This window comes from Pedomonas sp. (assembly GCF_036515995.1).
GTDB lineage: Bacteria > Pseudomonadota > Alphaproteobacteria > Sphingomonadales > Sphingomonadaceae > Pedomonas.
Genome location: NZ_DATBUP010000161.1, coordinates 1 through 21,623, shown reverse-complemented (window position 1 = coordinate 21,623; position 21,623 = coordinate 1). Strand labels below are relative to the sequence as shown.

General features: G+C 57.7%; 19 protein-coding genes. 5 read left to right on the top strand and 14 right to left on the bottom strand.

Annotated elements, in window-relative coordinates; all coding sequences use genetic code 11:
- Nucleotides 1–27: 27 nt before the first annotated feature.
- Nucleotides 28–882, bottom strand: a complete 855-nt coding sequence (locus VIG90_RS12365; protein ID WP_331593828.1) for an SDR family NAD(P)-dependent oxidoreductase — start codon at nucleotides 880–882, stop codon at nucleotides 28–30.
- Between the two features lie 261 nt (nucleotides 883–1,143).
- Between VIG90_RS12365 and VIG90_RS12360 the strand changes: the two genes are divergently transcribed.
- Nucleotides 1,144–2,214: a hypothetical protein gene (locus VIG90_RS12360; protein WP_331593827.1), complete on the top strand. Its 1,071-nt coding sequence runs from the start codon at nucleotides 1,144–1,146 to the stop codon at nucleotides 2,212–2,214.
- Nucleotides 2,215–2,267: 53 nt separating this feature from the next.
- Here the strand turns inward: VIG90_RS12360 and VIG90_RS12355 are convergent, their stop codons facing one another.
- Entirely contained in the window at nucleotides 2,268–2,993 is a 726-nt protein-coding gene (locus VIG90_RS12355) for a hypothetical protein (protein ID WP_331593826.1), read from the bottom strand.
- A gap of 755 nt (nucleotides 2,994–3,748) precedes the next feature.
- Nucleotides 3,749–4,813, bottom strand: a complete 1,065-nt coding sequence (locus tag VIG90_RS12350) for a hypothetical protein (RefSeq protein WP_331593825.1) — start codon at nucleotides 4,811–4,813, stop codon at nucleotides 3,749–3,751.
- Between the two features lie 130 nt (nucleotides 4,814–4,943).
- On the opposite strand from VIG90_RS12350, the gene VIG90_RS12345 reads away from it, so the two are divergent.
- Nucleotides 4,944–5,564 carry a hypothetical protein gene (locus VIG90_RS12345; RefSeq protein WP_331593824.1) on the top strand — a complete coding sequence of 207 codons (621 nt, stop codon included), beginning with the start codon at nucleotides 4,944–4,946 and terminating at the stop codon, nucleotides 5,562–5,564.
- An 839-nt stretch (nucleotides 5,565–6,403) separates the two neighbouring features.
- Here the strand turns inward: VIG90_RS12345 and VIG90_RS12340 are convergent.
- Together VIG90_RS12340 and VIG90_RS12335 are read right to left on the bottom strand one after the other, a co-directional pair.
- Nucleotides 6,404–7,411 (bottom strand): ParB/RepB/Spo0J family partition protein, encoded by a 1,008-nt coding sequence (locus VIG90_RS12340; protein WP_331593823.1) that lies wholly within the window; start codon nucleotides 7,409–7,411, stop codon nucleotides 6,404–6,406.
- 79 nt (nucleotides 7,412–7,490) lie between these two features.
- A complete protein-coding gene (locus tag VIG90_RS12335; protein WP_331593822.1) occupies nucleotides 7,491–8,735 on the bottom strand; it encodes an AAA family ATPase in 1,245 nt (414 codons plus the stop codon).
- Nucleotides 8,736–10,193: 1,458 nt separating this feature from the next.
- On the opposite strand from VIG90_RS12335, the gene VIG90_RS12330 reads away from it, so the two are divergent.
- Nucleotides 10,194–11,288: a replication protein RepA gene (locus VIG90_RS12330; protein ID WP_331593821.1), complete on the top strand. Its 1,095-nt coding sequence runs from the start codon at nucleotides 10,194–10,196 to the stop codon at nucleotides 11,286–11,288.
- A gap of 1,293 nt (nucleotides 11,289–12,581) precedes the next feature.
- Here the strand turns inward: VIG90_RS12330 and VIG90_RS12325 are convergent.
- The 7 genes from VIG90_RS12325 to VIG90_RS12300 all read right to left on the bottom strand — a co-directional run bounded on the left by VIG90_RS12325 (nucleotide 12,582) and on the right by VIG90_RS12300 (nucleotide 17,560).
- Nucleotides 12,582–12,821 carry a helix-turn-helix domain-containing protein gene (locus VIG90_RS12325; RefSeq protein WP_331593820.1) on the bottom strand — a complete coding sequence of 80 codons (240 nt, stop codon included), beginning with the start codon at nucleotides 12,819–12,821 and terminating at the stop codon, nucleotides 12,582–12,584.
- A gap of 3 nt (nucleotides 12,822–12,824) precedes the next feature.
- Nucleotides 12,825–13,109, bottom strand: a complete 285-nt coding sequence (locus VIG90_RS19880) for an Ada metal-binding domain-containing protein (RefSeq protein ID WP_414695500.1) — start codon at nucleotides 13,107–13,109, stop codon at nucleotides 12,825–12,827.
- A 216-nt stretch (nucleotides 13,110–13,325) separates the two neighbouring features.
- Nucleotides 13,326–14,093, bottom strand: a complete 768-nt coding sequence (locus VIG90_RS12320; RefSeq protein ID WP_331593819.1) for an SDR family oxidoreductase — start codon at nucleotides 14,091–14,093, stop codon at nucleotides 13,326–13,328.
- Between the two features lie 397 nt (nucleotides 14,094–14,490).
- Nucleotides 14,491–14,931 carry a Fur family transcriptional regulator gene (locus VIG90_RS12315; RefSeq protein ID WP_331593818.1) on the bottom strand — a complete coding sequence of 147 codons (441 nt, stop codon included), beginning with the start codon at nucleotides 14,929–14,931 and terminating at the stop codon, nucleotides 14,491–14,493.
- Nucleotides 14,932–15,022: 91 nt separating this feature from the next.
- Complete coding sequence (locus VIG90_RS12310) at nucleotides 15,023–15,517, bottom strand: helix-turn-helix transcriptional regulator (RefSeq protein ID WP_331593817.1); 495 nt, start codon at nucleotides 15,515–15,517, stop codon at nucleotides 15,023–15,025.
- Nucleotides 15,518–15,563: 46 nt separating this feature from the next.
- Nucleotides 15,564–16,925 carry a TldD/PmbA family protein gene (locus tag VIG90_RS12305; RefSeq protein WP_331593837.1) on the bottom strand — a complete coding sequence of 454 codons (1,362 nt, stop codon included), beginning with the start codon at nucleotides 16,923–16,925 and terminating at the stop codon, nucleotides 15,564–15,566.
- A gap of 383 nt (nucleotides 16,926–17,308) precedes the next feature.
- Nucleotides 17,309–17,560, bottom strand: coding sequence for a hypothetical protein (locus VIG90_RS12300; RefSeq protein ID WP_331593816.1), 252 nt, complete (start codon nucleotides 17,558–17,560; stop codon nucleotides 17,309–17,311).
- A gap of 237 nt (nucleotides 17,561–17,797) precedes the next feature.
- On the opposite strand from VIG90_RS12300, the gene VIG90_RS12295 reads away from it, so the two are divergent.
- Complete coding sequence (locus VIG90_RS12295; protein WP_331593815.1) at nucleotides 17,798–18,580, top strand: lytic transglycosylase domain-containing protein; 783 nt, start codon at nucleotides 17,798–17,800, stop codon at nucleotides 18,578–18,580.
- Nucleotides 18,581–18,767: 187 nt separating this feature from the next.
- Here VIG90_RS12295 and VIG90_RS12290 read toward each other — a convergent pair whose 3' ends face one another.
- Nucleotides 18,768–20,054, bottom strand: coding sequence for a DnaA N-terminal domain-containing protein (locus VIG90_RS12290; RefSeq protein WP_331593814.1), 1,287 nt, complete (start codon nucleotides 20,052–20,054; stop codon nucleotides 18,768–18,770).
- Nucleotides 20,055–20,242: 188 nt separating this feature from the next.
- A complete protein-coding gene (locus VIG90_RS12285; RefSeq protein ID WP_331593813.1) occupies nucleotides 20,243–20,683 on the bottom strand; it encodes a helix-turn-helix transcriptional regulator in 441 nt (146 codons plus the stop codon).
- A 523-nt stretch (nucleotides 20,684–21,206) separates the two neighbouring features.
- On the opposite strand from VIG90_RS12285, the gene VIG90_RS12280 reads away from it, so the two are divergent.
- On the top strand, nucleotides 21,207–21,524 hold the full coding sequence (locus VIG90_RS12280; protein ID WP_331593812.1) for a hypothetical protein: 318 nt from the start codon (nucleotides 21,207–21,209) through the stop codon (nucleotides 21,522–21,524).
- The last annotated feature ends 99 nt before the right edge of the window (nucleotides 21,525–21,623 follow it).

Here is a 21,623-nt window from a genome sequence, read left to right as displayed (position 1 = left end):
TTGAATGATCAACCAAATGGGGTTTGTTTAAGCGTCGAGAAGCTGCCGCGCACTTTCGTGCAGGCTGGGGGGGGCCTGATCACGCAGGAAAGCGATCCGTCCCTCGATCAGCGCCTCGGTCATTTCCGGCTGGGTAGACACCCAGAATTTGTTCTCGGCAACCTGCTGCAGAATGACCTGCGAAGCGGCGGCGAGGTCCATGCCGCCAGCCTTCATGATGTCGTGCATGACCTGGCGGTGGCGCGCCGTGCTGGCTGGCTCGTCTTTGCCTGCATCGGCATCGAAGATGCTCGTCTTGACCTGGCCGGGGATGATCGAGCTGACGTGGATCGGCAGCTTGGCCAATTCCATTTCCAAATACAGACATTCGCTGAATGACTGCACCGCATGCTTGGTGACCATATAGGCCGTCTGGATCGGCATGATCCCGAACGATCCGATTGACGCCAGATTGGCGATCCAGCCTTCCTGTCCGCTTTTGATCATGTGGGGCACGAAGGCGCGCACGCCATGGATCACGCCATGAATGTTGATGTTGAGCGTGGCTTCCCAGCGTTCCACCGGGATTTCCCAGGCATAGCCGATCGTCTCTATCCCTGCATTATTGACGAGCAGCCGGACGCTCCCATGTTTCGCGAATACTTCGCTTGCCAGCCGGTCAAGCTCTACGGGTTTCGATACATCCACCGTCATCGCATCCGCCTTGCCACCGGCAGCGCGTATCTCGGCGGCGACTTGGTCCGCGCGTTCCGCCGAAATATCAGTTACTACGACAGTCATGCCTAGTTCGCCCGCTCGCCGCGCAATGCCGGAGCCGATTCCAGCGCCAGCGCCCGTAATCACGGCTACGCCGCCAGCGAACTTTTCCTGCTCGATGGTCATGTCCTGCTCCTTCAATTCGATACGGTAGCGGAGTGACGCGCGGTGCTCACGAGCGGCGAGCGAAAGATAATCGAGGTAAATCCGCAACGCCTAGCCCCCCGCCACGCATGACAATTTATCCCGTCGAGCCCCGGCTTCGGGAACATGGCCACCCTATCAAGGTGCTGAACGCGCCTCAAGGAGTTTTCGAAACCATTACGAAAATTATTGCAGCTGACCGGTGCCGATTGTATCAAGGCTGGGAAATTTAAGGAGTGAATCATGCCTGAAGACACGCCCACAATCATTCGACCGGTGTCCAAACCGATCATCGTCGATGGCGCTTACAGCGATGACCAACACGATCGGATCGTCCGCCTGGTCCGCGACAAGGGCCCCTGGCAAATGATCCTGGCGCAGCATTTCGCATCCGCGGAAGAGGTGGTCGCGACGATGTCCGGCTCAATGCCGGAAGGCGTGACGCCCACCTTCGACATGTTCCTGACGCCCAATTTTCGCGGCTATCTTGCCAAATATGGCACCTGCCTGCATCCGGAGATCGAAGACTGCTTCCTCAACCAAAAATTCCTGGACATGGTGCGCGGCTATTGGAAGGCCGATTATGCTAGCCCGGACAACATGCTCTTCAACATCAACGGCCCCTGCCACAGCCATGATCCTGCGCACATTGACGCCACCGCCTTCCGCGGCATCAATCAGCGCAACACGCCGATCTACTTGCTCAACACAATGAGCAAGTCGGGCCTATTCACAAAGTGGCAGGCGAAAAAGGCGCAGATCGTCACCTGGTTCTACAAAGGCACGATCGGCGGCGGCTTCACCTACTGGCCGAACGGGCAGTTCGCCGAGCCAGCGCGCATTGCCGCGCCGATGTGGAATCGCGGCGTTGTCGTCGAAAACGAGCGGATGTTCCATCGTGCCGAAGCCAACGGCCCGCTCGATCAGCGGATGCCCGAGGGCCTGGCCTTCGAATCTTTGTTCAGCAGCGATCCCGATGCCGCGGACGGATGGCAGATCACCACCGGCGAGAAGGTCATCCAAAAGGTGCCCGCACAGGAAATGCGCCTGATGGTGCACTGGGGCGCTGAAATCTTCATGGATTACGCCGAACTCAAAATGGTCATGGAACATACCGACGACTTGACGCACGACCAGGTATTCGACATGTTCATCAAGGATCTGCGCGCCCGCGGCCACAGCTTCGAGGTGCCGACCGACCCAATGCGCGACCAGAGCTTCATCAAGCTTCTGACCAAGGTCTATGACACTGGCGCTCCCCGAATTTACCCGGCCGAAGCTCCCGGGCCGCATCAACCGCAGCTCGCTGCCTGAACAGAGAGGAAGGCCGGTGCCAGGCCGGCCTTCGCATGTCGATTTGTGCGGTGTTAAGCGTGCGAATCTTGCCCTAGCGCGCGCAGCATCGACTGCATGTCAAAACTCTCTCCCCTGTGCAGCGCTACGGTCTCCAGCAGCAGAGCAAGGGTCCGCGTCCAGATTGGTCGCCGCTTGCTAAAGCTCGCTTGCTCCGACTTCAGCAGGGGAAGCTCCACTTGCGCGCGCTTGGCTATTGCCCGGTTTGCGGCCTCCTCAAACCCAAGCCCGCCAGCTTGAAGAGAGCGAGCGTGCAGTTCGGTCACCGCGCCGCCGATCACGATCTCACCCATCTGACGCTGGAGCAGGAGCGCATCGCGGGTACTGAAGCCGCGCCGAGTCAACGCTTCCAACCATGCTTCGGCACGATCAAGCTCGACCTCGGGTCCAAGTCCGCCAGCGAAATATTGCGCGACCAGCTGCCCGGGGCCGGTAAGCAGCTCAAATAGCGCCACAGCGTGACCGGCGACATAGAGCGTCCAGTGCTGTCCGTTATCGCTCGGGAAATCATGCTTTTGCGATGCGCGCGCCGCGACGAGCCGGACCAGCTCCTCTCTGTTCGAGACATAGCTGTACAGCACCGTAATGGTTACGCCGAGTCGCTCAGCGACCGCCCCCATCGTCAAACTATCTAGGCCAAGCGCGAGTCCCGCGTCCAGCACCTGGTCAATAGTCAATCGGCGAGGACGTCCAACGCGCCGTGCTTTCTCGCCAACCAGCGCTTTGCTTTCTTCATTCATAAGGTATGAATAACAGTCGACGGGGGCTCTATCAAGAAGCTGGTCTTGCTGCGTTTCACAAGCGACAGTTGTCGGCAAGCCGCCTCTCAGCGACCGGGCGCAAGAATTGCCTGCTGAGCGGCTAAGAAAAGTCGTGGCTTGCCGGCATCTACCGCCAACTATCCTGAATTTTTACGCCGAACCAGACAGTCGCCTACCGGCCATCTACCGCCCTAGATCACCTCACTCTTCAATCCAGGCCTTTGCCCTCACGCCGCAGCAGCCGGCAGCGGTAAAGCAGAGGCAACAGCCGGTTGCTGCCTGCGTTTAATACCAACCCCAACACTCGACCGGATAAGGTCGTCGTCGATTGGTGTGGGCGCCGAAACGTGCCTGTTGTCCAGCATCGCCCCTGCCCTGTTTGGCTGTGACTGGCTTTTGCCCGGTCCTGCTGGACCTGCCGAGTCCTGATAATGTTCAATTATCAGGAGAAGACACTCCCGCACTTCTGAGGCACGGCTGGTTTGCGCCAGTCACGTAATCGCGCAAATATTTTGAGCAGCGTACTCTCGCCCACCAGCCCACACCATTGCCATCAAGGAAAAATGAACAAGGGGGGCCATTAAAATTCAAAGCCTTGCCAGGGACCCGACGCGGCTACTCTCGGGCAATGCTGGCGGCGACAATACAATATTTGTTTCGCGGGCACACTCCACTGCAAGTGGCCAATCTTCGATACCAGTAGTACCCGATGATAAGATAACTGCGACGCAACCCTATCCAGGACAGTTTTTGTTCGCAATTCCCGCGCCCGTCGAGCCAGCGAAGTTAAACACTACTGACTGCCCCTGGCCCAAGGTGACGTTCGACCATAGCGTACCAGTCGCCGGGCCCCGTTTATAGGCATGAATTATAAGCTGCCCGTTGCAGTCATTGGTGACCGTATACTCGGTCGGTTCTTCCGTTACCTCGTCGCCCACCGGGGCTGGCGTAACCTTCAGGCAAGTGCAAGGGACCGCCATCGGAGCGGGCTCCGGCTGGGCGGTCCACACTGCCTCGACGATTGTAGGCTCTGATACTTGCTCTTTCACGGTAGTTGGCGGTGGCTCCGCTGGAATCAATATCCCATTGCTCGTGCCGGAATTTGTCCGCACTATCACTCGCATGGCTTGCTTCGGATCTTTTCTGCAAGTTAGCACTGCCCGACGGGAGCGCCGCGGGACATCGAGGGCAGCGGGCTTATCTCCCTCGGTGCATTTCACCAGCCCAGACGGTTCGATTTGCCGAATAATGAAATCTTGTTCAAGATCTGCAGGAATATTTGCCGCGATGCTTAACAAGAACACATCATATCCGATTAGATCTGCAATGGTTACGAGGCGGACACGGTCTCTCAATGTTGCAAAATAGTATTTATTGCAGTTATCTGTGACAGTGAGCAGTAAGGAGTTTAACTTAGACGAGCTCTGCAAGAATATTCTTTTCTTACTTGCTTCACTATAGTCCATATTGTAGAATTCGTTCATCTGCTTCTGAAATACGGCACTATTTGTCTCTGCCCCGGCATCTAAACCGAGAATTCCTTTTGCAACTGGAAGGTCTATTCCCAGACTGCCCGCGGATCCCTCAAGCTCTTGGTATGACTGCAAGTTAGCTTGTTTCAATATAGTTTTTAGTCGGTTAAAATCTTGTTCATTACTGTATCTGTTTTCGATATCTCTTACTTCTCCGTGCGCGATCTTCTCGCAGATTCGGGCAGCCGGATCCAAGTCCTGCTGACCGTACGCTACACCGGCAACTGACACGCACCCTATAACCGCTGCCAATGCACGTGGACCCATGGTACAGTCTCCTGATCATAGGTTTGTTGTTTTCCCAAGCTGTAGCGACAGGTGGCTTGCTCCGCAGTCAACACATGCGGCTGTGAGCATAACGCAGGGACACCGATCCGGGTTTTGAAATTCAGCGCAGATGCACTGGCTGGAGTTGCCCTGTTCCCCGAGTGCAGAAAAGAAGGCGGATCGCGAACTCAACCCGCTCGCCGCTATTTTGTATGCGTATGAAGAATGCCTTCAACCTCTCCTTTTTTATGTGTATCAAAAGGGAAAAATGGGAGACTCTCACATGTCTCGATCGGTCAAGTTTTTTATCACGCCTGACGGTAATACTCGCCTCGCTCATAGCCGCGCCGAACGCGGATATGGTGGAGAGGCCCCTGTCATCGAGGTCACGGATGTTCCTGATGACGTTACTGACAGTGCGGTGCTCGCTACTTACCAACGGTGTATCATTCGGCCGTTGATGCACGCCGAAATGCCCCTCTCCTGGCGCAAAATACAAGGCGCGAGGCCGGGCGATATCCTCCAGTTGGAGGATCGCCCGCATGAGAACGAAGACGAGAAGAGTTTGCGCGTAAACGGCACTCTTTCTCCGGACGCAGTGGTACCTTGTGATGAGCGCGGAGCCGAACAGTCGCAGGAAAACGAGCGGCTAAACCTTGGCCTGAAACAGCATGACCGCGTACTCATGGGCTCCTTCTATTACACCGTCTTCAAGGACCCACTGCAGCTCCCTGGCCGAAAGCCACGATAATTTGCGCCTAAGGGCCAAGCACGTAGTCCCTGGTGACTGATCTCGATCCCTAGCCGCCCAGCACTGCCAGTCGCCGACTTGATTATTGAACGACACTCGTGCGGAAGTGGGACGCTGGCGACCGCGACATCCCAAGTTCCGTCGCGTTCCTAGTGCGGTTCCTGAACGCGAGCCCGGCTGTCCGCCTGCAATCGATGGCGTTTCCACGGCTGCATTCGAATAGGTAACAAAACACCGGGGCAATCCGGACAAACGACCGTCCCGTTCGTCTAAGAGAGTAGACAGACAACGAAGACCAGCGGGAAGCAGCCCGATTGTGGGCCCGAAGGAAAATCCCGGAAAAGCGGAGAACGCTATGCTGGTCTGAACTCGAGGCGCAGTCGTCTTAGGCGCTGGCGAGTGGCCTCCATTTTTCTTCCCGGATTGTAAGTTGCAGCGCGGATGTCGGATGGCAGCACGGTGAACAGCTCGCGAGCGCCAAGCGGTTGCACCATGAACAACGTTCGACTGTTCACAAACCTTGGTTCGAGCCTTGGGGACGATGAAGAACCAGCATAGCGCCCCTCGGCTCGCGGGCCTGCCCGGTCGCTTTTTCGGATCTCGAGCCGGGCAGGCCCACCGTCGCCACCTACGTGGGTCTTATATACCCCGAATGACAGTCACCTGCTCCCTGCTCAGTCTAACCAAGCGCGCTCGAGACTTTGGTTTGCGAGAGTAGAATGCTTGTGAAAACAGCAGGGTTTTTCTCCATGGAGAAAAACCCTGCACCAAGTCCGAAAAAACCCCTAATGCTCCGCGACTTAGAAGAAAATTGTATATATGCAATTCCTCCGCTCCGGTCAGCTATCCGGTAGGTCTTCCAGTAGCTTCGCAAAAGCGTCCAGGAACTCCTGACGGCTGGCTCCGGTCTTGGAGTACACCTGGATGCGAAGCCCCCCTCCCCTCACCCGCTCAGCTTCGAGGAACTTTGCCCCCTCCTTGGTGGTAAAGGGCTGCAGCTTTTGATCGCGCTTCTTGGTTTTCTTCACTTTCTCCTTTGCAGACTTCAGACGCGCGAGCACTGCTGGCCCGTTCTGCAACGGCCGTCCTTCCCGGCGAGCTACTTCTTGCTCTGACGTTATTTCGTTAGCGAGCTCTATCAATGAACGACGCGATGCTGGATTGTTCAGTAACGGGCTGAGGGTCACAGCATACGTGGCCTTAATGTCGTATGGATGTTCAAAGGCACCGATCACCTCAGATGGCAGTTCAGCTAATGATAGCAGGCGGCTCAGCGTGCTTTCGCTGATGCCCAGAGATCCGGCCATGCCCTTTTGATCGCCTCTGAAGAAGATTTCTAGGCTTTGGCGGTACTTCTTCGCCCGCTCCAGGTCGGAGAGGTCCTTGCGCGTGCGGTTCTCGATATCGCTTTCGATGAAAGCTTCGGCATCGGTCAGATTTTTGATCGTGACCAGGAATTTGAAATCAGGATGCCCGTTCTGCTGCATCCACAGCGCTGCCCAATGGCGCCGGTTGCCATAGATGATTTCAAAATCATGAGCCGGATCGTCTTTGAGACGTCGTACCAGGGCCGGCAACTGCTGCCGTCCGGTGGCCTTATAGGAATCAATCAGGTCGGCACATTCTTGCTCGTTAAGCAACGTCCTGTCCCGGTCCGAGTAGACCCACGGTTTGCAGCGTGCTGGATCGACCAGCTCGACCCGCGTGTTAACGACACTGCCACGCGCCATTTTACTCAGCGAACTGTCCCGCATTGCAGCAAGGTCCGGCACGGGCGTGGCTTCAACGCTCGCGTCCGTCAGGCTGCCTGTCAGAAGGTTTGCAAAGTCCCTGTTGCCTTTGGCCATGAAAGTCTCCAACTCGAGACACGAAGTTGTTATTTCGTGTTACATTTCAACATCTTGCTGCGGAATTGCATATATGCAATCAGGCGGCGTGCTCTTTCCGGCTCGGCCAGGTCGACAAAATAGTGCGCTCGATATCCAGATTGATCGTGTCGAGAGTTTCAACGCACCGCCGGTAGACATCGTGACTGCTGATTGGGCCATCGAGATCGTAGATCGAGAGCATGCGGCCAGCAGCGCTCTCAATCTCGGCACTGTCCTTCAGGATCGAGGACAGCATGAACGGACCGAAAACCTGTCTTGCCGCGTCATAAATCGTCGCGTGTATTTTCTTATTGTCAGAGTATTTCGACGTGACAAAGCGCACGATATTGTAAGCGGGCTCGCGGCCCAGGATGCTCTCGATCTGGGCCATGGTGCTGGCCATCATCGTCAGAAACGTCACGGTCGACCCGAAATCAACCAGGCTCGGTGGCGTTGGTACGACCAGTGCATTGGCCGCACTCATGACGCCGATCGAGATCATGCCGAGCGCAGGCGGCGGGTCCAGAATAACGATGTCATAGTCGTCTTCAACCGTCGCAATCGCAGCGCCGATCCTGTCGATGATCGTGCCCGGTCCCCCGCTCTGCCGTTCGTTCATAAGCAATGCGAACAGTTCGTATTCCGATTGATAAAGAAGCAGGTTGGCCGGAACCAGATCAAGGCCGTCGAAGTGTGTCTTGCGGATCAGCGGGCGGATGGATTCCATCTCACCACGCAGATACGGATAGAGGGTATCGTCCTCGCTGAGGTCGATGTCCGGTTGGTAGCCGAACATGGACGTGGCCGAGGCCTGGCTGTCACAATCGATGAGCAGAACCCGGTAGCCCTTGAGCGCAAGATACTCTGCCAGGTGGACGGAGATGGTTGACTTCCCCACGCCGCCCTTAAAGTTCTGCACTGCAAGAATTGTCAACGGATCCTCCGGACCGCGGCGGGGCCGTGTACCGAAGATTTCGCGCAGCTGGTTGATCTCAGCCAAGGTAAAAATGCGCTTGCCACGGTCGTTGCGACGCGCGACCGGGATCCGTCCTTCGTCCTCCGCACGGCGCAGTGCGTCAGGGGTACGACCGATCAACTGAGCCGCTTTTGTGATCTGGTAGACAGGAGCCGGTTTAGAGCCGGGCTCGCCGTCGGTCGCCGCATTCCTGATAGCGCCAATGAGATGCTGCCCCATTTTTGCAAGGCGCATCATGCCCTGTGCGTCGACCTGGGGCGACAGCGAGTAAGGGGGGAGGGGGCTGTCGGCAGAATCGGACAGCAAGGATTTCGCGGTTGTCGGCATAGTGACCTCAGGCTCATGAGAAGTAGGCGAAGCTTAGGCACGTCTAGGTACCACGTCAATTTCTTCATATTTCCCTAGATGTTCGATTTCACCTTGGCTATAACCTGGTCACTGAGCTTGTTTCCACGTTCTCCCTAGGAACGGCACGCTAAACTTGGCCCGAGCTATCCTCGGTTACATTTTAGACCGATGATCATGCGATAATCGCGGCTGTTTAGGACTTCAATTGCTCGGATGGCGAGCGCGCGGGATGAAGCAACCACGCCGCCATTGCCTTTTCAACCGATGATCGTGCGATAAAGGCTGAGCCTCCGGCAGTTGGAGGCAAGTTTCAGGCCAACGCGGTCCCGCATTCTTTGCGCTGCCTTAATTCTGCCGGCGGACTTCCCCCGCAACGGTTGGCAAGTTGGGCCGATGTTCATGCGATAATGCCTGGCCTGGCTTTGCCGCTCCCGCTGAAGATCCGTTTCACTTTGTGAATTGCACCGATGATGGTGCGATACTCGCCAGCCTGTCCTCGCGGATCTGTGTGTCTGGTCGAGCGCCTTTCAAATCCGACCGATGATCATGCGATAAATGTCTGGCCTCCGGGCCCGCTTGCCGAAGTCGCGGCACGCAATCCCGACCGATGATCATGTGATAAATGCCTGATGGAGCAGGTCTGCTTTGCAGGCGTAGGCGCTATGCTATACCGATGATTGTGCGATAAGTTTAGTACGAGACGTGCCCGTTCCGGCACTCGATATCTAATAATTTTCATTAAAAATCAAACGTTTATAAGATTAAATGCGGCCATCAAAGCCTCGGAGGCGCGGAGGGGCTTTTCATACATGAGCAATTGAACACATCACTGCACCCTGGGCCGATATTGACCACCGATGATCGTGCGATAATCCACAGCCATGCACCGATGAAGATATGATAGGTGCCAACCGTGATTACGATGACGAGACGATAATCCACAGCTTTCAACAGATGATCGTGCGATACATACCTATAAAGAGATTCCGATAAGATCGACCGATATAGAAAGCTGCTCGCCTGCGGCTCGCAGTCGGTCGCTTTCTCATTTTTGGGACTCGTATGGGACGATTCGCGGGTGTTATCGCATGATCATCGGTACGGCCCCCGAAAAATCGGCAGAAAACCAAGCCCATCGCAGCTGTACTTGCAGACCAGCCCGCACCGAGGCGAGGATCAGACCGTCAACGAAGGCGCTCAAACATGGCCCCACGCTCTCCAAAGCTCGCGCTCGTCCCTCAACCGGGCCCTGGGCAGTTACTGGTTCAGAACTATCAGGTTCTGGGCCCTGATAGAGCACGTGCAGAAGCCGAGGCTCAAGGTCAACTCTCGCTTTTCGAAGTTGTTGAGGCAATGGCCGCGCAAGAGCCTGTGCCTGCGTTCCTACATTCCGCCTTGTGCGCTATGAGCCTGCCGGCCACGCGTCCGCGGGATGAGATGGCGCCGATCATCCGGCAAGACGGACAGTATGCCCTAGCCATCCAGCCGCGTCAGGTCCTGGCAAGGGAAGGGGACGAGACGATCCTCAAGAGCTTCGGCGTTCCTTTCGGCTCTTATCCGCGGGTCATGCTGATCCATATTCTCTCGGAAGCGGTTCGGAAAAAGTCTCGCCATATCGAGCTGGGGCAGAACTTGACCGACTGGATGCGGCGGCTTGGGTATCCGCCGCCGTCGTATGGTCCGCGCGGGACCATTCACGGCATCAGGGACCAGATGAACCGTCTCATGGCCTGTGAGTGGCAGATCCGATGGGACGGCGAGCAAGACGGCGAGTCTGTTTTTCAGATCCGTGGCGTGCAGCTGTCTACCAATTACGTCGGCCTGCATCGGGAGGATGGCAGCTTCAACAGCGAGATCCAGCTGTCCGAGGCCTTCTACGAGCATCTTCAAGAACATGCTGTGCCGCTGGACGAGCGAGCGATTGCGCACATCAAGGACAGCCCAACTGCGCTCGACCTGTATACGTACCTTTCCTATCGCTTGCCCCGCATTGGGCGGGAAAAGCCTGCTGTTTTAAGATGGGACCAACTGGCGGCCCACATGGGGATCGCCCCGAAGCATCTTCACCATTTCCGAAACGCCATACGTCGCAACTGGGCGCTGGTCAGCGCCGCCTATCCGGACGCTCGGGCAGATTTTGGCCGGAGTGATGTCATTCTCATGTATGCATCACCACCGCCCATTCGCCAGCGGGTTGTCTCTGTGCCGACGCAGTACCAGTTGATTTCGACACCGGCAGAGGATGGCGGGGCCGGACCGAAGCGGACTACGCTGCGGCGGAAGCCCGTGCGACAGACGACACCCACGCGCTTTCCCAAGGGGTCTTTGAGTTTCGGCGGCCCGACTGAAGAGTTGTTCCGAAAGATCGGGATTGAGCACGGCGGCGGATACGACGTGGACAAGATTGCTGAAGCGTACAGGGCCATGGTTGGAGACGATCTGGAGACTCTCGAGGGGGCGAGACTTATCCGTAGTTTTACCAGCTTCTGCGAAAGCTACGTGAAGCGTCGCTCCAACCTGGAGCCAGCGTAGGAACCGTGGGGGTTGGACAAGGGAAGAACTCGGCGGAATGAGCTAACGCCGGCGGGGTTGCCTGGTACGGGATGATGATTTATATATCGGTCAGCTCAAGTTAGGGATTCTAACATCTCTACAAAGACCCCGCGGAGTGGAATCTGCGGGGTCTTGCTTTTTGGGCCATCAGGCAGCGCTCAAAGGCGCCCCGCGCTGCCCGATGAAACCCTTATGCTACCGGTTTATCAGTCGCGATCGCGCTGCCCGATGGCCAATCCAAGACGAATTGCCGAGATGAGCAGTGCGAGCAACGCTATGATGACTGATAGCAGCTCAAGTATATTCAGGTTCTAACACCTCCTTTCCTGGCCCCAAGATTTCCCGGGTGCGGGTGGAACCGCACGCGAGATCAGGGCCGATGCAGCCTGGACGCTGGCTGGTGGAATCACCGGTGACATGAGGACCGCTGTCCCTTCTAAACGGGTGTACCGTCGGCGCAACATCGATATGGGATCGCCCAAGGGCCGAAGTAAATGGTGCTGGCCCAGCCACAGAGCGGCACGTGACTTCAGGAACACGCGTGTTCGCTCATCGAACCTGCTGCAATATTTCGACTTCGGAACGATCCGGACAAGCGACCACCGCGGTACGTCTATGCAAATGACGGCACTGTGTACCAGCACAGCCGTCGTCAACCAGACCAGCGGGTTCCCGGCCGGCTTCAGGTTCCCGAAGATGACACACGCACAGCTGCGTCTTTCCTTGTTGATCCGCATCGGGGGGCGATGCGGGTCAACTTTTCAATTATAAGGCAGCGCCGGTCCGGCGCGACAGGCATCCGTGAGATGCCGCCAGCCAAGCCCGCAAAATATATTTGCAAAACACTCCGGACAAATCACTCTGCCATCCGTCTATAGTATCGGAAGGGCAGCGAAGGGGCGCCAGGCTGTGATCCCTGTCGGTGCGATATCGGAAGCAGCCTTCTGTGGGCTAATAGACTCCTACAGGAACAATATATCAGCGTGTGGGTCTGCAAGGGCCAATGCCGCGGTGCCTCGCTCGCCGTTCCGGTTCCAAGAGGCGTGGTTGTTGCCGCGCCTCTCCGGGGTTGCGTTGTCCTTTATCTAGCAGGGGGCATTGATCTTTCACCTCTGTCTCCCGGGTGAAAGGGCAAAGGTTTCCGCATCAAAGCAGGGGGTCCCCGCCTCGCCCGGAGGCGGGGACCAAGCGCCCGGCAATCGTGGACTCTCATCGTTTGGATGCGGCGAACATCAATTAGCGAGGCTTCCGCATTTGAGATGGCGAAGCCTCTCAACAGCACGGCTCCTGGCTGTAACGGAACCGCGCATGGCCCCTGTCGTAGATCGCCTCGGTGATGCTGTTCTCGCCGGCCAGCGCCTCGCGCACGCGCTTCGCGCGGTGCGCGGCGGCGTAGCCCTTGGGTGTGAGACCGATGTGTGCCTTGAAGATGCGATGAAAATAACTGGGAGTAAGTGCGAGTGCTTCCGCGACATCAGTCAACGACGGCGCGGTCTCGCATTCCTCAATCATGCGTCATGCCTTGGTAACGATCTCAGCGCTTACCATCTCAGCGGCCGGTCCGTCAGGCTTGCACCGTTTGCAGGCTCTGAAACCGGTCTTTTGCGCGCTTTCGAGAGTGTCGTGAATGGTTACATTTCTTGGATTGCATCCTCGCGACGGACAGGACGGCCGGCAATAGACGCCGGTTGTACTGACCCTGTACCAGAAAGAACTGTCGGCGGTCTTATCACGGGCGACGATGCGCGCCCACCGTGGATCGGCGAGAGTTGCCTTTGCTTGGTTGTCTCGGCTGCTCACCGTGTCGGTCCTCTACATTTCCGTTCCAAATCTAATTCCAATCTTGATGCGAGGAACTCCGATTCTTGCTTACTAATCGGGATGCGATGCTGACGCTGTACACGTCGGACTCCGGGGACCATACTACTCAGCACAAAATGGCGCGGCATTGGCAAGCCCGCCGGCATCGATGGACGCCGACGGGTAGCAGTTGTTCAATTTCGCGGATCGATCCAATCAGGTCCGATTAATCGAGACGCCGCCATCCGCCATGATAGCCGCCCCCGTGACGAAGCTGGACGCGTCAGACGCCAGAAACAGAGCCGCCTGAGCGATCTCCTCCGGCTGCGCAAGCCGCTTGAGCGCATGCAGTCCTTCGATGAACTGGCGCACTTCAGGTCCCGAGCCGGGGAGATTTGCGTGGTTGGCAGGCGTGTCCGTCCCACCCGGCAGCAGCACGTTGGCACGCACCGCGCTGGGTCCGAACTCCGCCGCGATGACGCGCGCTAGGCCAATGAGGCCCGCCTTCGCCGAGGCGTAAGCCGCGAGGCCGGGGAAGCCGACCGCATAGCCCACGAACGACGAGGTAAAGATAATCGATCCCCCTCGCTCCGCCATAGCGGGAGCCTGATACTTGGCCCCCAGGAATGCGCTGGTCAGGTTCGTGTCGATCGTCTCGCGCCAGTTCTTGAGCGTCATGTCGCCGATCGGGCCCATGCCTCCATCGCCACCAGCGTTGTTGAAAGCCACATCGAGCCGGCCGAACCGATCGAGGGCAGTGTCCACTAGCGTACGCGCGACGTCTTCGGAGCGCACATCGCCGACCACGGCAACCGCTTCCCCTCCCGCTTGGGTAATTTCCGCCGTCAACGCATCGAGCGCGACCTGCCGTCTTCCCGATATGACCAGCTTCGCGCCTTGCGACGTGAACAGCTTGGCTGCGGCCAGCCCAATGCCCGAGCTAGCCCCTGTTATGACCGCGACTTTATCGGCGAGTTGGTGCACTTGGACAGCCTTTCTTCTCTGGTGTGATTGCCTCCAGATCTTTACGGGGTTGGAAGTGGCGGAGCACTCCGGTTCTTGCGGTGCAATTCGAGATTCGAGACGATGTCCGGAGAATGACCCTTTGGTGAGTCTCTCGGATTATTAGCAGCACTGCGTCGCGGCACCTGGCGGCAACCGGCGCTTGGTGACGGTTTTTAGGAGCGCAAACGACGAAACATGTTCGTTATGTTTGTCCGGCACGGGGCGGCGCTCCCGCCAGGATTCAAAGGCATCGACTTTCGATGCCTGTCATAGTGCCTTTGCTTGGTATGCTCCTCATCATCAGCGGGCGCTGAAAGTCCTTTTTGCAAAGGACATGCGCCAGCGAGGAGGTCAACGACCGATCGATCGGGTTGGGTCACGAGCGGCGGTCAGCCTTCAGGATCACGTCAACGGATCTAAGCTGCAGGCCCTCAGGCAGCTGCGGCTGGCTTGCAAGCGCTATCGCCTCCACAGGAATATCTCGTATTTCCAGAGGGTCGCCGATCACAATGTGATGATGGGGTTCGGTGTTGGTGTCGTAGAATGCAGTGTCAGAATTCAGATAGATTTTTTTCAAAAGGCCGTATTCCACAAATGTGTTCAACGTGTTGTAGACTGTGGCGATCGACAGCGCGGTGTGTTGCTGGGAGAGCTTCCGATGGAGGCCTTCAGCCGTAACATGTTGGGATTGGCTGCTCCTGAAAAGCCAGACAAAGATGGCAATTCGTTGCCGCGTTGGCCGAAGATTCACCCGGCGCAGCTGACTGATAGCCTCTCTGTTCATGTGACCAGGCTGCGGGTGCGGCGGCTTGCTCATAACCACTTCTCGTTGTTCAGCATCGGACAAACTGTGTGCAGATCAAATCGGCGACTGATCTCCACATGGCGGGCATTGCGAAGGTTTCTTTTCAAGCGGCTTCAACAAATACACCGGGGCCTTTGGCGGCTGTGTCACTCAGGTGTTTGATCAGTGCGAGAATATGCTTGCGCTTGCGTACATCGCGGATGCTCGCATAGGCGGTCATAAGCTGCATCGCTTCGCGCTGCGTGAAAGGTAGCCCTCCAGCCTCGTCAGCATGAACAATACAGGCAAGGTTAGGCCTCTGGATCTCGTCTCGATCGGCCAGGAGCTGGGCAACAGGGATGCCGAACACGTCAGCAAGGAGGATGAGTTTTCCTGCTGTCAGGCGGTTGCGACCCTTCTCGTACTTCTGCATTTGCTGAAAGGTGACACCCAGGCGTTCCCCCAGCTGCTGTTGATTAAGACCGGCTGCCAACCTTAAAGCCCGGATGCGGGCCGCAACCTGACGATCCAGCTCTATTTCTGTGTCGCCGCCTCTTTTCGGCTTCATGGCATTTCCCTTTTCTGTATTCGTTGGGAAAGTTGTGGCGGGAAGCGTCATTCCGCTTGCCGAACCATATGAGAACCTTCGGGCTGTTCGCCCTTCGTTAACAGCTACAGAACCTGTGCCCGCCGACGGTCATCTGCGGGATGAGCACCGTTGGCGCATCGATGCCGTACCGAAGCTCAAGGTCATCGGCTGGAATCATGGTGGCGAACATGTCTTTAAGATTGCTCGAGATCATGACGTCCGACACTGCTCGGGTGAGCTCCCCATTCTCGATGAGAAAGCCGGCCGCGCCCCGGCTGTATTCGCCGGTCATGCCATTTATGGACATTCCAGTGAGCTCGACGACGTAAAGGCCGCGTCGGACGCTGCTGAGGATGTCGGTGGGGGTGGCGGCACCCGGCATTAACATGACGTTCGAAACGCTTGTGCCCGGAGGACCACTGGCCCCGCGGGATGCGTGGCCGGTAGGCCGTTCGCGCAACTGCCGGGCCGAGGCCGAGTCCAGAAGCCACGTGTTGAGGATACCGTCTGAGACGATGTCCACGCTTCTGGTCGGCAGCCCTTCGCCATCGATCGGGCGCGAGCGCATGCCTCGTGGGCGCAGCGGCTCTTCACGAATGGTGACGCCTGGTGCAAAGACCCGCTCCCCGCGCGCGTCCAGCAGGAAGCTCGTTCGGCGGGCAACGGACGTGCCGGTAATCGCGCTTATAAGGTGGCCGATAAGGCAGGGCGCAAGCCGGCGGTCGAACATCACCGGCATTCGCTCTGACGTCAATCTGGTCGGATCCAGACGATTGACTGTGCGTTCGCCGGCGCGCCGTCCCACGACTTCAGCGGCTTCCAGATCTGAGCGGTGCCGGGCAACAGCATAGTCGTAGTCGCGCTCCAAGCCGCCTTTGCCCTTTGCGACGGTCGTCACTGTGACGCTATGTGACGTGGTGCGATAGCCCTGGGCAAGGCCATGGGATGTTGCCATGGCGTTTGTTACCTGTCCCGCGGTGGCGGATGCGCCCTCGCTGTTGACGACACCCGGGACGCTGCGGCCTGCTTCTTCCGCGGCAAGCGCGTCCAGTTTCAGCCGCTCCGGGCTTACGGGGGTTGGGTCGTCGAGATCCAGATCGGGCAGGCCGCCTTTTAAAAGAAGCTCTTCAGGCGCCAAGCCGGCGTAGGGGTCAGGGGGAGTCGCCTTGGCCAGTGCGACAGCGCCATAAACGAGCGCGCTTAGGCCTTGGGGACTGAGATCGGATGTGGTTTCGCATGCTGTCTGTGACCCGACAAAAACACGCAAGTCGATGAAGGCTCCTTCCGAGCGCTCAATTTCTTCCAGTTTGCCCTGGCGCACACTGGCTTGTATGGCGGCGTCCCCGACAAAGACAGCGTCCGCGGCTGTCGCCCCAGCTCGGCGAGCATCGCTTATAACGTCAGTCAGCAGCTCAAGCGCAGCCGGTACTGTAAGCATTCCCATATGTCCTCCCGCTGGAGACGGATTGAGGACAGTTGGGAATTATTCAAAGAACAGTTCAACAAAAATTGTTAAGCATCTTTCTTGTATTTCTGCACAATAGCTAATCGACCGAGTTTCTTTAAATCGACGCCTTTAGACGACGTAATAAAGTTTCTCGCTATGCCGCGCCTTTTCAGCGCGGATATTAACATTGCTGCAGGCAAATGTTACGGAGCCGCGTCCTGTCGCGATCATATAGTAGGTGCGGGGGGAAGAAGCGGCGAGAGCACCAGCAGGGGCCTGTGCATCTGTCCATCGCCGTCTGTTCGGATCCGGCTCTGAGCATCTCTGGTCAAGAAGCGGCAGGGGCCAAGCGCAACGCCTCAACGGTCAAAAACCTAGGCAACGGCTTGGTGGGCCGAACAGAGCTCACCAGCAACGTCCCTCGCGCTGTAAATCGTCTCGGCCCAAATGTGCGCATCGAGCCAATCATAGCGCCGGATGTCGAGTAACTGGTCTTGCTCGTAGATCATCAGGTCCGGCACGATACCCAGTGCATCAGCAGCCGCGAGGCGATGCGAGCCCTCGAGGGCCATGCAATAACCACCGCAATCGACGACATCGATCTTCGGAGCGCCACGCTGGGCCATCCTGCTCCAGCTTCTCAGCTTCGGGAGTGTGGATCGCATAGACGGTGAACATCGGTTGAGCCCTCGATCGCCTGGGTACTATTGGCCGCGACGTTGGATACCATACAGCCTCATAAGGCCCGGATACTCAAAACCTCCCCTCGCAGCACCCCGAATAGGCCCTTGTCGAGTGACGACTGCGTGAGGTAGGTTTCCCGCCTTGGCACATCACAGACGGGGGCCGCCTCGGGCGGACGGATGATGCGCCACACCGTGACACTTTTCCTTCTTCTTTTCCGCGTTGCTCCTTCTCTTGCCGACGCGCCGCCGCCAGCCGGCATCCTTCCTCCCTCCACCGCCGCCCCTCCCGCAGGACATCACTTGGAAACCGAAGGCGGGCCGGGTGGCTTTCGGCTTGTTGTGCATCGGCAGGACCGGGTCGACTGGGAAGGTGCAGAGAGGTTTTCAGGTGACGGCACAGCAGGTGATGGCGCTGTTTCAGGAGTGAGCTGCCACAGAGCCGAGTATAGATGGCACCCAAGTGTTCCGGCGCACGTGAACGAGCGGCGCAGAGTGTACTGGCCGATTGTGGTGGAGAGTGCCTGCAAGCATGGGGTGCCGGTTGCGCTCTTCGATGCGGTCGTCCTGGCGGAGAGCCTTTATCAAGCCACAGCAGTGAGCCGGGCGGGTGCCCGAGGTCTGGCTCAACTGATGCCGGGGACCGCTCGGGAGCTGGGTGTTGCTGACAGCTTCGATCCCTATGCCAATCTGAACGGCGGAGCTTTGTATCTGCGCCGGATGATGGACAGCTTTGGATCACCGCTTCTCGCTGTGGCAGCTTACAACGCCGGCCCGGGGAGGGTGAGGCGGGCAGGCGGCCTGCCGACAAACGATGAGACGCTGGGCTATGTGAAGAAGGTCATGGATTACTGGCGTCACGCGCTTCAGGCACTCCCGCAGGAACCATTCGGTCAGTCCCAGCTCAGTGAGCAGCCAAAGGCGATTACAATTGCCAGGATGACCGGAGTTGCCAGCCAATAGAGCTTTTGCCACCGCCACCATAGGCGAGGGATAAGGAGCAGGGTTTGTTGCCAGGTGCGGGCCGTACGCCACGGCTTCTCGTGGGCGACTTCGATGGACAGGGTTGTTGCGGCAAGGGTCGCTGCAATGAGGCAGATGATAGCGGTGGCCAGGTAGAGGGCTGACCAGTTCAGCAAATGGAGTTCGGTCACGGCATTCTCCTGTTGATCTGGGACGCCATCTCATTGCTCGCTTTCGGCAGTATGCCAGACATTCGCGCATCTGCCCACGGAGTGTCCTGCTGCAATCCAGCAATGGGCGCAGGCCTTGGCTGCGCGGTGACCTCAAGGAAAGCATAGCCTTGGTTCTTGGCAAAAAGCCGCAGTTCGGGGGCGAAGTTGTTTCTGATCCAGTCGGCGGTGAAGCGGTTGGGTGCGACAAGAACAGCGGCGGTGTCCTGCAGAATGAGGTGGCACTGGCTGAACCAGGCCTGGTAAAGGGTCTGACCCAGAAGGCGGCACAGACCTGGAATTGCCGGGGGTACGGTCTCGGGCGCGGGTGCAGGCAATCGCTGTTGTAGGCGTCTGAGGTTGGGCGTCAGATCAATCGAGTCCGCCGTGGTCGTTAGCCAGCCAAAAAATCTGTGGCGACAGCGGACGTCCGGGTCTTCAATCGCGATACCAAGCATGGCTATGGCCTTTGCGCCGTAGCGCCGGACTGCCCACGCCCATGTCGCCCTGTTGTTGCGTCGACCGTGGTCATCCGTCAGAAATTGGTCGATCTGTTCGCCAATCTCCTGAAACGCTCGTTCAGGCTGCCCGAGCGTGAGCATGTTCATGGCGTCATGGGACAACGCCGCAGTCAACGTCGGGCTGAGCGATACGATTTCGAGCGCGGCGGCGATATCACCTTTGTTGCATGCCAGGACCGGTACAGAATCAGTAGTTGGATTCTGACTGTTTCTTAGGCGGAAAGATTCTTCCGCCTTGGTGGCTATAACCGGCTCGCGCTCGCTCCGTTTGAGCAAGCGCTCCCGGCGGCGGCCCGAGGCCGACGCTTCAACTGCCGAGAGAATGTCAGGCAAACGGGCAAAAAATGGCGCAAGGTCGAAGGCCGCGCCGCGCAGCGGCCGATTGCGACGATCATAGCGCCGCAGCAGGTAGCCCTTCGCCTCGAGTTCAGCCTTATATGTGCGCACTGCGCGCTCTGAGCAGGCGAACGCCGCTGCGATTTGTAAAGTGCTGGGCCAAACTGTGGTTTTGCCGTGAGCAACGTCGGTTGGTGACAAGTGCGAGAGCAGGAGCAAAAGAAGTGACCGCGCGGGCCATGTCAGATCTGCCGTGCCATAAGCGACAGCTACCTGAATCTGGCAGCGATTGGTTGCCAGTCCGTCGAAGCCTTCGGCGATTTGGTGCCAGTGCTGATAGGATGGGGTCCGAGTAGCAATTCCGGTTGGCTTGGGCGTGGTCGCCGCGATGCCATGGCGCGCGTTCATCCGTTCGTCCTCCAGGAATGGGGCCGTCATGCAGGCAAAGAATTCTGGTGGCGCGGCGAGGCGCTGCTTGACCTGAAGGGAGGAGAAGGCTAGATTGAGAGTGCTACTTCAAAATTCAGCCTTGATAAGCCCCGCCTCGCTGCGGGGTTTATTGCTATGTCATGGCGGTTTCCTTTTTTACGGGCAGTTTAGAGGTTGAGGGCAAGATTGCTGTCCAGTCGCCGCTTGCGGGCCATGACCTCTTCAATCTTGGCCACGACGTGTTCGACAATGTTGCCTGCCCACCGGGGATCGGCATAGATCAGTTCGTCGCCGAGAACTTCCAGCAGCCGGGTTGGCAATTCAGCGCAGAGCTGTCGCATGAAATCGGACTGCGCGAGCAGCGGGATATTGTCCGGGCCTACGATCAAGGCGAGCCCGACCGTGGTTGGCGGTGTCCCGGTTGCCTGAATAATTTTCAGAAACGTTTCATCGCGCGGACGGGTGGTCCCCCGCAAAATGCGGTTGAGATGAGCCGGTGAGATGCCGGCGTCGTTGGCGATGGATCGTTGAGATTTCTGGCTGCAAGCGATCAGTGTCGAAAGTATTGCAGCCTTGGTTCGCGCCTGGGTCGTTAGGTGTGCGTGCATAGTCCACCATTCTAAGATGAGGACGGAAAATACGAACAATTCTAACTACATGCGGCGGGCAACCGCTTAAGGTTATCGTCTAAAAAAATCGCGAAGTAAACCGCCCTCCCACCTGTTCAGGTAACAAGATAATTTCGCACCTATAGAGCTGAACACATATTTTCGAATATATTTGGTGCACACAGGAGAAATCATCGCTCGATGATCGCCTGCGGCACTTCTTTGTGGCGCGGCGACGCGGGCTCCGGCATCTGTGTTATACAATTAGGCAATACCCGTTGCGGTCCAATGCAACAGGTGTTGATTCATTTGGCAATGAGCATCGCCTTTTTGTGCAATCGCTGTTGCCGATCTAGGCAACAGGCCGGCAACGACGTTTCAAAGCACAGCATTCTTATTGCCTGTCCGCAAAAAAATCAGTCCATCAGCTGAATTCGCCTCTCCCTCTGGCTTCGACTTTGTCCAACGCTTTGGCCCGCGGTGGTTTCACCGTTTGCCAACATGAGCAGATGAGGAGAGGGACATGGGTTTGCTGAGTCTGGATCGCCGGCGATACTGGCGACTGGCTGATATCGCCGTTCCGTGCGTCGGCCTGGCTTTGGCTGCCGGTGCCGCGATGGCGGGGACGGATACGACATTTGATACCGCTTTGACGATGTTCACTGATTTTCTGGAAGGCAGCGGCGGCAAGATCATCACCGTCTTGAGCCTGGCGGGCGGCATCGTCGGGCTGGCGTCGGGCCGGTTCTCGCTCGGCCAGATTGCCGTGCCGGTGGGCGTTGGTGTCGGCGTCGGCACCGGCGTTCCCATTGTCACCTCAACGATTACGGCACTCATCTGAGGCCGTGACGGGGGACGGTGGACATGGCCGACAAACACCTCATCCTCTCGCGACTGGACGATCCGGAATTGATCGGGCTTTGGACGCTCGATGAATTCC